The following is a 10,295-nucleotide window of genomic DNA, read 5'->3' as shown; positions in this document are numbered from 1 at the left end:
CTGATGAACCCTATTGGCCTGGCAATTACCGCCATTGCTGCAGCGGCATACCTGATCTATCGCAATTGGGCGCAAGTCAGTGCCTTCTTTAGCGGGCTATGGGCATCCATCAAAACCAGCTTTAACAACGGCATCGCCGCCCTGAGCGCGTTTATAGATGGCTGGCACCCGGTAGAGAAATTCCGCAGCATGATGGCGGCAGTGTATGGCTATTTCACCATAGACCTGCCCGCCAAGTTTAGCGAGTTTGGCAGCAACATGATGCAAGGCCTGGTGAATGGCATCACCAGCGCGGCTGGCACGGTGCGCGACACCATCAGCAGCATGGCGGATAACGTTGTGTCCTGGTTCAAAGAAAAACTAGGTATTCATTCACCCAGCGTGGTCTTTGCGGAACTGGGGCAATTCACCATGCAAGGCTTGTCTATCGGCATTGAGAAAGCCCAGGCGCTGCCGCTGGACAAGCTTAACGGCGTTACCAGGCAAATGACAGCCATGGGCGCAGGCATGGCCCTAGGTTTAACTGGGGCCACCATGACGCCCGCATTTGCCCAACTGCCACCAGTACCATTCAACCCGCAACAAGCCGCCCTGGTGCAGTTTGCAGCGCAAAGGCAAGAACCACCACACCTGGCCGAGCCGATCAAGTTTGACCGCCGCCCACCAGTGCAGGCGCAAGGTAGCAGCACGGCCAGCGCACGAAGCAGCCCGGCACCAGCCGCCAGCAATATACAGATTGTGATTAACCCGCCTGCAGGAATGGACCCGCAAGCCATTGCCAAAGCAGTGGCCGCCGAGCTGGACAGGCGCGAACGACAACAGAGCCAGCAGCGCCGGTCTGCCATGCATGACTATGACGAGAGTTAACGAAACTGAGAAGGAGTGCCAGCAATGATGATGAGTTTAGGCCAGTTTGTATTCAGCCTGTCCACGGCTGCGTATCAGGAATTCCAGCAACAAATCGAATGGAAGCACCCGAACACCAGCCGCGTGGGTGAGCGTGACGCGCACCAGTTTTTAGGCCCAGGTGACAACACCATCACCTTGTCCGGCTGGATGGCCCCCGCCTTTGCCGGTGACCCGGCGTCTTTGGATGATCTGGAAGAAATGGGCGATGCTGGCGACGCCTATGTGCTGGTGGAAGGCACCGGCCGCATATACGGGCAATTTCTGATCACGAATTTGACCAAGGGCAAAAACACCTTTCTGGATGATGGCATGCCGCAGAGGATAGATTTTTCACTCAGCTTAAAGCGTGTTGACCTGGGCGACCAGGTGGACCCGCACACAGGCGGCCCGGATCTGGGCGAAGATATGATTGAATGGGAAGAGGTAGATTTAGAATGAGCCACAACAAACCAGCCTTTGCCATCACCCTGGACGGCCAGGACATTACCAGCAAAATCTACCCGCGCCTGGTCAGCCTGACACTGACCGAGGCCAGAGAAAACGCCGTCGACGAACTCAACATCACCATAGACGACAGTGACGGCCGCGTGGCGATACCGCGCAAAGGCGTCAAGATTACCTTGCAGCTAGGCTGGTACGGCAGCCCCATGGTGGACAAAGGCACTTTCGTAGTCGATGAAGTGGAACACGAAGGCGCGCCAGACATGCTGGTCCTGCGCGCCCGTAGTGCAGAAATGGCAAAGCCAGTACGCACCCGCAAAGATCGCAGCTTTGATCAAAAGACCGTGGCCGATATCGTCGGCCAGATTGCCAAGGACAATGGTTTAACACCCAAGGTAAGCCAAAGCCTGCAAAGCAAAATCATAGACCATATAGACCAGACCAATGAGTCAGACATCAATTTTTTAAACCGGCTGGGCAAACGCTTTGATGCAGTCGCCACCGTCAAAAAAGACGCCCTGCTCTTCTTGCCCATTGATGAGGGAGCAAACAGCAAAGGCGAAAGTCTACCAACCATCACACTGGAACGCCGCGACGGTGACAAACACCGCTACCACACCGCCAGCCGCGACGCCTACAGCGGCGTGCGCGCCCAATGGCATGACCCTAACGACGCGAAAGAAAAAAGCGAACTGATAGGCGAGGACGACAACCCCAAGCGCCTGCGCCACACCTACCCCAATCAGGATGCTGCAGAGCAAGCAGCAAAAGCAGAAATGAACCGGGTCAAGCGTGGCAAGGCCACCATGCAATTTGCCCTGGCCCTGGGCAGACCAGACATTACCCCCATGATGGGCGTGCGCATCCCCAGCTTAAAAGCACCTATCGGGGATACAGAATGGATCATCGTGAAAACCACGCATAGCGTGACGACGCAGGGGTTTACTACTCAATTGGATATGGAGACGAGGAAGGGGCAAGATGAAAGCAGCGTGAAGCCTATAAAAGACTCAGAGCCATAGCCTCCTGCCCCGTCTTTGCGCCTGATTATGATATTTCTAGCGCAATTCATAAGCTAGTGCAACAGTTAGTTGCTATTAAGGGGGGCTGCTGCTAGAATTTACTTTTTATACTGTAAAGTTATACAGCATAATTTCTAATACAAGTCATAAAAGAGGTAAGCTATGGAACAATTGTTCAAAAGTTCGCTTGCCCACATGGGAGAAGAAGGCGCAGCTCGAGAACTATTAAATAGATATTGGGATCGCCGACTACCAATTGACCCAGTCAAAATTGCTACGGCAGCTGGTATTTCGGTATATGGACGTGGAGGGTGGGGTGAGGATTACCCTTATAGCGGCTATTACAGAATTTTTAACGGTATCCAGTCTATCGAATATAACGTTTCCGAGGCACCCGTGCGTCAGCGGTTCACTGTTGCGCATGAGCTTGGGCACTTTGCTCTTGGACATGAAGATGCCCCCAGAGATGTTGGTAATTTTCAGTCCAGCCGCGACTTTCGAGAGCTGCAAGCAAATAAATTTGCCGCTGAGCTTCTTATGCCCGCTTCGCTGGTGAGAGAGCACTACCTTAATGGAAAGGCAGGCAGTGTAGAAGCTTTGGCAAATATTTTTGGTGTTTCCAAAGATGCAATGGGTTATCGGTTAATTAACTTAAGATTAATTTGATAAATTGAGTGGTGTTTCTAGTATCGATTGTAATTAGGTGAGGAAATAAATTGGGAAATGAACAATCTGAACATCAAATCGCCGCTCCCTCGGAAGTTCAAATCAAGACAGAACTTGATACATACCCTCAAGTTAAAAACACCGGAAATCCAGGTGATAGTCTCCCACTACCGAAGGTCAAGGAAGATTTATTAAATGATGGCATCGAAGATCAGCAATCCCGGCGACAACATCGACCTAAAATTCTGACCACTGCAATAATCATCTTAGGATTGTTCACCGCGTGCCTTTGCACAGTAGTGGGTACATTGAGTACAGGATTTTATCAAGCGATACAACCTGACAACATCGCAAAATTTGTAGCGGTAGAATTAAAAGAGGAGACTGATAAGGTTATCTCGAAAGAAGTAGATAAAGAAAAAAATTCTTCTAAATCAGAAAAAGTCTCAAATGCGAGCAAAGAATCAAAGGCGTCCGATACTAAGAATGCTGATGAACAAGTCGTAGCCAAAGAAAAAGAGCCCATTAAAGTGGAGGCAAAAATTTACGGCGAAATACGTGACTCTATGGTTCCGCTAGTTGCCTTGGTATCAATCCTCGCTGTGGCTATTGTAGTTATTTTAGGTACTATGTTAAAAGCAGCTTTTGCACCGTACCCTAACAGCAATACCGAATTTAAAGAAACTGAAGAAACGTCGCCAGTACCCGTGCTCGAAGCTATCAAGGGACTTGTGGACTCATTAAAGGCGGCGCTCAAATCAGAAAATTGAACCGCCCGGACCGACATGTATAAATAACTAGAGCCGCGTAGAGGTGATTAGCAATACACAAATTGAAGGCCTGAGTGCATAGGGGATGGTCAACAATCGCATAATCGCCCGTTGGGTTGAAAATATATGAATGTCAGACCTGAACCCGCTCCCTTGTCCCCTGGGTGCGCGCCTGTGAGGTCATACTACGCGCCTTACTATTCAACAGGTATACTTATTCCAGCATCATGCGCTAACGACTCAAGAATTTTTCTGGATAATGGCCAGTCACTTAACAAACGAGCCTTTTTCTTTTTTAGCATCCAATAAACAAATAACAAAGTGCTTTGAGAATAAAGAATATTGCTTGCTGGGTTGTCTTTAACAATCTTAAATATATGCGAGTCCGTATCAAGAAATTTTTGAATATTTTTAACAAGCTGACCGTTGACGCATTGCTCAAATTTATCCCAAATTAATAATGAGGACTTTTGAGTGTGACTATGCATCCCAGTATTCGTGAAATAAATGTTATCCAGCTTATCAAGAATTCCAAATTCTTCTAACGGACCATAGTTGAGTTGAGCAGTAACGGAAGCAAAAAAATCATCTGTCGTCTCAATTAATGCCATACTTTTCGCAACTGTTCGATGCACCCCAGGCTTTACCGTTCTTTTGGCTTTATATATTGCATCATGGGTCAACTCTGCATGTGCGTGCTGCAATAAAGTTCTAATTTGCACCTCACATGGAGTTGTACTAGGGACCAAAACACTATCAGTTTGAATATCATTGCGCGGACGCAAAATGTAATGAACCGACTGATATGTGAACAGTAAAGGAGACGTTTCTTTATCTTTATCAAAATGCTTGCATGCATCGAACGTCCACATAGGACTATTTTCAATCAGATCGCAAATTTCTTTAATATCATTTAGTAAAAGAACGACAAACCTCACACCAACTTTATCTTCGATTTCGTTAAATGGGTCCTCGTATTTCTTTTCCGGCCGATAAAATGCCTTGTCAATGAGCGACGTGTCGTCTTTCAATCTACATTTGGCAGGTATTTTTAAAAAGCTATCTAAATCTTTGTTTTTGCTTTTTAAAGCAGATTTTACAGAATCAGCGACAAAAGCCCCCCACGCTTGATAAACAGGCTTTTCTGCTTCCCAAAGTGCTCTGAATTCAGTCTCTGTCATTCTTGATGAGTTATTCTGTCTTTAATAATAATCTTTGTCCACTCTGCTGGTGCCCCTGTAGCATCAAGGTCACCATCAATTGTTTCAAAAGTGATGGAGTCTTTGAATACATCTGAGGGCGCGCTGATTTTGACGTTTTTACTAAAATTTAATCTTCGAATTTTGAGTTTACTTTCGATGTGTGCGATATCTTTAGTGAATGCTGTGTCCGGCAAACCTGCGTCGTCTAAATGAGATTTAAAACTGTCTTTAGTATCAAGATCAAAATATCGGTCTGCAAATTCGTCTGCGCTAATAGTAGAGGACGCATCGACCCGTAAATATGTATTTAAAGCACTTAGCAAATCAGTTTTTTTTGCCTCTGGAATATCTAAATCCGAAATAAATGAAATCGTCGAATCATAAAATTGCTTGGTTGTTCTGGCGCTAGTCTGAGGATAACCACAGCCTAAAAAGGATGAATAAAAATATAATGCCGCTGCTTTTCCATCAGACTGACTAATCTGAGAGTCAGAAACCATCACAACCCATTTATTATTCAGATTTGTGTCGAGATGGTGCCAATCAGATTTTTCAAGAAAAACTGCAGTTTTATATAAACGCGAACTCGGCGTTAGTAAAACTTCTTCTACAAATTTAAGCGATATTTCGTTAGTGCGCTTATCAACTTTTTTCTCATACGCGCTGTGAATATCGGCTTTAATTATTCCAAGGTACCTTTTGCCTGACGCACCGTATTGCCCACTAAACACTACAACTATGCCTCCTGGAATGGACCTTTGATGTTGCGCCGAGTTCAGTTTTTGTGCAATGTCAAAAGATGAAGGAGCAAAATCATCATCATTTTGATCAGCCATCTTATCAATTAAAGCAGGTAGTCCATTACTTCCCAGATCAACGATTTCCATTTCTACTGCCTTGGATCCGACACCAATTGCGTCTATAACACGGCCTTTGAATGCAGCAACTGCCGCTCCATCAAACCTGGTGTACTCGTGACTTTGCGTTGGTGCGACCTTCCTACCGTCGTCGTCGTTACGAAATATTTGATGAATAATAATTCTATCGACCGAGAAATTTATTAATTGCATTAGAAGTCCCAAACTGCTGTCAGTTTTATTGAAATACCGCGTTGAAAAATCTATTTACACGCGCACTTATCCGCCAATCCAACTGCAAAAAACTCAATTCATTGTCGGTTTAAATTCAACTCCTTCGTTACATCCAGTTACATGCAATTAATAATACATGCTAATAATACATTCTATTTTTTTAATTTTTCTTTGTTGCTTTTTTGGTCATAAATGTTAAAAATTATTGAATTGCTACTTGAAGCGCGTTCTCTTTATTGAACCCCATTGAGGCGCTTGCTCAAGCATCTGACGGCATTCTTTATACTCACCATTTTGCATTCGCATAACGGTGCCAATTGAGTGATGTATGCCGTTGATATAACAATGGTCAGACGAAATGGCATCAGTTCCGGTCTGGCTGCGTGCAGGAATGATTACTGTCATCAAAACTGTGCAGGTCATGACGGCCCAGGCTGCGAGAGCATAGGTTGCTGTGCGCTTGAGCTTATTTTGACTCAATGCCCGAGGTCGGCAGTTATCGCAATCGTCATCTGATTTTTTATTGCAGATCGTGTTGTGTATCGCCAGCGGCGACATGACGGTGATGTCAGCTCTTTTATCTGCTGTTTGGATTCGCAGTTTTGTTGGCTCAGTTTCTGAGCCAACGTTGATATGCATGTATGTAGTTAGTCTTGGCGCTTCGTGCACATGGCCTAAGACTGCTTGGCCGACACTCGCATCAATGTCTATTGATTGGCTTGCATCGGCTTCTACTTCTTTGATTTTTTCCCTGGCATGTTGATGGTGTTTGGCCCATTAATGTCACCGACAATTTGTTGGCCGACCTTGCCATGAATGATGCTTTGATTTTTTGATGCAGCAGGATTGCCACTCAGTCCATCGATCATGCCAAGCACGCCAGCCTTACCACGAACGTCTAGTCCTCGGTAGCCTTCGATGAGCTCACTTTCATCGTCAGTCAGGTTATTTTCAGCTTTGACTTCCGTGAGTAAATAAGTGACGTCTACGCCAGCCCTGGCAATTAATTCCAAATATTCCGAATCTGGCTTTCTAGAACCGTTTTCATAATTGAGCTGGGTGTCCTTAGTGACCCCGCCCAATGAAGCAAATTTTTCTTGGTTTAAACCAAGTCTCTTGCGCTCTGCGCGCAATCTCTCATTAAAACTAGACATATGCCCAATAATTTGTTTGACATGTGGTCAATTGCCCACTATATTAGCTACACCCTGTAACTACTCTCAATAATACATTATGAGCCTGCCCTCTATTGCTAGTCGTGCACCAAAAATCCCTTTGGCTGTTCCTCTTGCTTTGCGCTTGTCTGCCGACGAAATGGCGAAGACAGACAAATACGCTGCCCTTGAAGTGCGTTCTCGTTCTGCTTTTGCGCGCATGTTGTTTTTGCGCGGCCTGGCAGACTACGAGCGTGAACTTGCCGAATCCAAATAAGCGAGGCCGCCATGTACCACGATCCTAAATGCAAGCGTGACCGTCGCTTAACGCTGCGCTTTGATGACTATGAGCATAATCTGATCCAGGCACTGGCGAACTACCAGGGCGAGCAGCCTGCTTCTTTACTGCGCCAGATGGTGTTGCGTGAAGCAGCGGCTTTGGCGTCGCAAATGAACGATGAAATGGTATCCCAGAGCCTTGTCGATTGACAGACCGCAACACGGCCACTAAGAGGCCATTTATAGCTGCCAAAACGATGCATGAACATGAGATTAGGCTAAGTGAGAGCGAACTGGAAATGCTTGAGAGGGTGCGGTTGCGGTATGGTTTGCGTGACTTGGACGATACGGCGGAGTTCTTGGCTAAACGGCTGCTGCGCTGGAAGATCAAGCAAATTACGGGGCGTGGCCGAGCAATGTATTTAGTTTCACCTGAAAGGACGGAAGAATGAGAGTGATAGGAATGCCTTGCCCGCACTGCTCAAACACGGTGCGAGCTATCAAGAGCCGCACGCTGTCAAAGATGTTTAAGGAAATCACCTACCGCTGCACAAACGAGGATTGCGGGCATGTGTTCATTGCTGGCCTTGAGGTGTTGCGGACGGTGTCTTTGTCGGCAACGCCTGATTATGGGGTGAAGATCCCCATTAGCCAGCATGCGCGGATATCTGCCTTAAACCAGCTATCGCTGAATTTGTCTGTGGCGTGACGCTGATCTAGCGACGCCAATTTAACCCGAATTGTTGATTGAACATGCCTGTTTTCAGGCATGAGGGACTTTTTTTGCCTAAATTTTTTGGAGTGACTATGCGTTTGACCTTTGCAAGCCGGTTTGTGCTGGCACGAGCGATACACAAGGAGCTGAAGGCTTTACAACATGGCTCACAGATTTGCCGCCTGTATAGCCAGGCGCTGATTGGTGAAATGATCCATGACCTGGGCGGTATGGCTGGGGAGTGGTGAGCATGAAGCAGGCAGAAGACATCTACACCATTGACGCCTTTGCAAAGCGAGGCCGCGGCAGACCAAGAAAGCCTGATGCGAAGTCTGACGCGCAACGCGGGCGCGAATACCGTTTGCGCCGCCGTGCTGTTGTGCTGGATACGCCCGCTTATACGGCGCCACATCGACGGGTTCTTGGCCCAAGTGATTCTCTGCTTGAGACAGTGCTGACCTTAGAGCATCAGAGGCATGTCAAGCGCATTAAAGACATTCATGCGATTGCTTCGCAAATTGGGTTGCTTGAACCAATACACAGGCAGCTTGCCGCAAAAGGCTTTGTGCTGCCCATCAACGATATCAAGCTGCGCGGCCAGTCGCTGGTCGTCAGGGAAACGGGCAATCGCTCTTTAGCCTTGTTATTTGCCCTCATTGATTTGGGTATGAAGGTTACAAGCAAAAGGCAATTTCAGTTGCATACCAGCGTAATTCTTGAGCTGGGCAAGCTCAATCTCGTGATTGCTGTACAGACTCGTTTCTTAGAGGGGCATTCGATATGACCAGGCACTTAGCAAGCCAGTCTGAACTTGAGCAAGTGCATACAGCATTACACGTTGCGGTGCCACTAGACCAGGCCTCGCCGCTGATTTTGGCGACGCTGACGACGATTGCGCATTGCTGGCGCGGCCGAGTACCGGCGCATTTGTTTGGCAGGCCTGCAGCAAAACCCAAAGACCAGGCGCAGCCCGGCAAACAGCCAGTAACCGATTTTAAACGCCGTGCAAGCGGTGATTTTGATTGAATGAAATGAACACTACATCCAACACCTTAAACCTGCCTGAGCGTGACCGCCAGCCCATCATCAAGATGATGACGATGCTGTATCCCAGCGAGTTGTACGCTTTAAGAGATTACCTTGACAGCGCGTCAAAGGAACTTGATTCAAGCAAGCCAGAGCATGAAGAAATCTGGGGCGGCTTGTGCATGCTGAAGCACAGTATCAAGCACGCAATTATTGATATTGAATCAGCGAACAGCAAGGCGGGCGTGTAATGGATGAATCGCTCCGTCACGAAATCCTGCAGCGCCTGGCTGAATTCAAATTCAAGCCAGAACAAAACGGCATGCTGCGCGGTGGCATTTGCCCGGCCTGCCAGAAAAAAGAGCTGTACATCAATGCCGAACACCCCTGGGTGATTCGCTGTGGCCGCCTGAATAATTGCGGTGAAACCAGACACGTCAAAGACCTGTACCCGGATCTGTTTGATAACTGGTCTGAGCGTTACAAGCCCACACCAGAAAAGCCAAACCCGAACGCGGCGGCCGATGCGTATATGCAGCATGGCCGTGGCTTTGCGCTGGCGAAGGTGCAAGGCATGTATACGCAAGAGTATTACTTTGACCAGGAATTGAAGATAGGCAGTGCTACGGTGCGCTTTCCTTTTGGGAATGGCTATTGGGAAAGGATCATCGATCAGCCCTACCGCTTCGGTAAAAAGAAGGCCCACTTTAAGTATGGTTCCAAGTATTACGGCCTGTGGTGGAAGCCTGACCCGGTTGTGATTCAGGATAAAGCGGAAATATGGCTCGTTGAAGGCGTTTTCGATGCGCTGGCGCTGATGCACCATGACATACCTGCAGTTGCCCTGGGAAGTTGCAATAACTACCCAGAGGAGGCATTGCGTAACCTGGCCGCCTCGCGTGGGAACATGGATTGCCGTCTTGTTTGGGCGCTGGACGGCGACAATGCCGGGCGCAGCTATACCAAGAAGCATGTTGATAAAGCCAGGGCTGCAGGCTGGGAGTGTGCGGCTGCACAGAT

The 10,295-nt window shown here is 47.7% G+C and carries 17 protein-coding genes; 13 read left to right on the top strand and 4 right to left on the bottom strand.

Annotated elements, in window-relative coordinates:
• From H8L47_RS28895 to H8L47_RS28875, 5 genes are all read left to right on the top strand, one after another.
• Positions 1-867, top strand: an 867-nt coding sequence (locus tag H8L47_RS28895) for a phage tail protein (protein WP_456243390.1), incomplete at its 5' end; no start/stop codon positions are given.
• Between the two features lie 24 nt (positions 868-891).
• Positions 892-1,347 (top strand): phage tail protein, encoded by a 456-nt coding sequence (locus H8L47_RS28890; RefSeq protein ID WP_186957289.1) that lies wholly within the window; start codon positions 892-894, stop codon positions 1,345-1,347.
• On the top strand, positions 1,344-2,372 hold the full coding sequence (locus H8L47_RS28885; RefSeq protein ID WP_230413955.1) for a contractile injection system protein, VgrG/Pvc8 family: 1,029 nt from the start codon (positions 1,344-1,346) through the stop codon (positions 2,370-2,372). Before H8L47_RS28890 ends, H8L47_RS28885 begins: the two co-directional genes overlap by 4 nt.
• 162 nt (positions 2,373-2,534) lie before the next feature.
• A complete protein-coding gene (locus tag H8L47_RS28880) occupies positions 2,535-3,038 on the top strand; it encodes an ImmA/IrrE family metallo-endopeptidase (RefSeq protein ID WP_222616724.1) in 504 nt (167 codons plus the stop codon).
• A gap of 50 nt (positions 3,039-3,088) precedes the next feature.
• Positions 3,089-3,808: a hypothetical protein gene (locus tag H8L47_RS28875; protein WP_186957287.1), complete on the top strand. Its 720-nt coding sequence runs from the start codon at positions 3,089-3,091 to the stop codon at positions 3,806-3,808.
• A gap of 197 nt (positions 3,809-4,005) precedes the next feature.
• Here H8L47_RS28875 and H8L47_RS28870 read toward each other — a convergent pair whose 3' ends face one another.
• The 4 genes from H8L47_RS28870 to H8L47_RS28855 form a co-directional block, all read right to left on the bottom strand.
• Positions 4,006-4,989, bottom strand: a complete 984-nt coding sequence (locus H8L47_RS28870) for a GTP pyrophosphokinase (RefSeq protein WP_186957286.1) — start codon at positions 4,987-4,989, stop codon at positions 4,006-4,008.
• Complete coding sequence (locus H8L47_RS28865) at positions 4,986-6,080, bottom strand: nucleoid-associated protein (protein ID WP_186957285.1); 1,095 nt, start codon at positions 6,078-6,080, stop codon at positions 4,986-4,988. The genes H8L47_RS28870 and H8L47_RS28865 overlap by 4 nt, the downstream gene beginning before the upstream one ends.
• Before the next feature lie 234 nt (positions 6,081-6,314).
• Positions 6,315-6,740 carry a hypothetical protein gene (locus tag H8L47_RS28860; protein WP_186957284.1) on the bottom strand — a complete coding sequence of 142 codons (426 nt, stop codon included), beginning with the start codon at positions 6,738-6,740 and terminating at the stop codon, positions 6,315-6,317.
• Between the two features lie 92 nt (positions 6,741-6,832).
• Entirely contained in the window at positions 6,833-7,255 is a 423-nt protein-coding gene (locus H8L47_RS28855) for a helix-turn-helix domain-containing protein (RefSeq protein WP_186957283.1), read from the bottom strand.
• Positions 7,256-7,334: 79 nt separating this feature from the next.
• Between H8L47_RS28855 and H8L47_RS28850 the strand changes: the two genes are divergently transcribed.
• The 8 genes from H8L47_RS28850 to H8L47_RS28815 form a co-directional block, all read left to right on the top strand.
• Positions 7,335-7,532, top strand: coding sequence for a hypothetical protein (locus H8L47_RS28850; protein ID WP_186957282.1), 198 nt, complete (start codon positions 7,335-7,337; stop codon positions 7,530-7,532).
• Between the two features lie 11 nt (positions 7,533-7,543).
• On the top strand, positions 7,544-7,744 hold the full coding sequence (locus tag H8L47_RS28845; RefSeq protein WP_186957281.1) for a hypothetical protein: 201 nt from the start codon (positions 7,544-7,546) through the stop codon (positions 7,742-7,744).
• A 238-nt stretch (positions 7,745-7,982) separates the two neighbouring features.
• Positions 7,983-8,243, top strand: a complete 261-nt coding sequence (locus H8L47_RS28840; RefSeq protein WP_186957280.1) for an ogr/Delta-like zinc finger family protein — start codon at positions 7,983-7,985, stop codon at positions 8,241-8,243.
• Between the two features lie 98 nt (positions 8,244-8,341).
• Positions 8,342-8,497: a hypothetical protein gene (locus H8L47_RS28835; protein WP_186957279.1), complete on the top strand. Its 156-nt coding sequence runs from the start codon at positions 8,342-8,344 to the stop codon at positions 8,495-8,497.
• 2 nt (positions 8,498-8,499) lie between these two features.
• On the top strand, positions 8,500-9,033 hold the full coding sequence (locus H8L47_RS28830) for a hypothetical protein (RefSeq protein ID WP_186957278.1): 534 nt from the start codon (positions 8,500-8,502) through the stop codon (positions 9,031-9,033).
• Positions 9,030-9,275: a hypothetical protein gene (locus H8L47_RS28825; RefSeq protein ID WP_186957277.1), complete on the top strand. Its 246-nt coding sequence runs from the start codon at positions 9,030-9,032 to the stop codon at positions 9,273-9,275. The genes H8L47_RS28830 and H8L47_RS28825 overlap by 4 nt, the downstream gene beginning before the upstream one ends.
• 5 nt (positions 9,276-9,280) lie before the next feature.
• Positions 9,281-9,526, top strand: a complete 246-nt coding sequence (locus H8L47_RS28820) for a hypothetical protein (protein WP_186957276.1) — start codon at positions 9,281-9,283, stop codon at positions 9,524-9,526.
• On the top strand, positions 9,526-10,295 hold a 770-nt coding region (locus H8L47_RS28815; RefSeq protein WP_186957275.1), incomplete at its 3' end, for a toprim domain-containing protein. The genes H8L47_RS28820 and H8L47_RS28815, both read left to right, overlap by 1 nt.

The sequence above is a fragment of the Undibacterium umbellatum genome (assembly GCF_014284125.1).
Taxonomy (GTDB): Bacteria; Pseudomonadota; Gammaproteobacteria; order Burkholderiales; family Burkholderiaceae_D; genus Undibacterium; species Undibacterium umbellatum.
The sequence above is the reverse complement of the archived record's forward strand: the minus strand, read 5'-3'. Positions and strand labels throughout refer to the sequence as shown.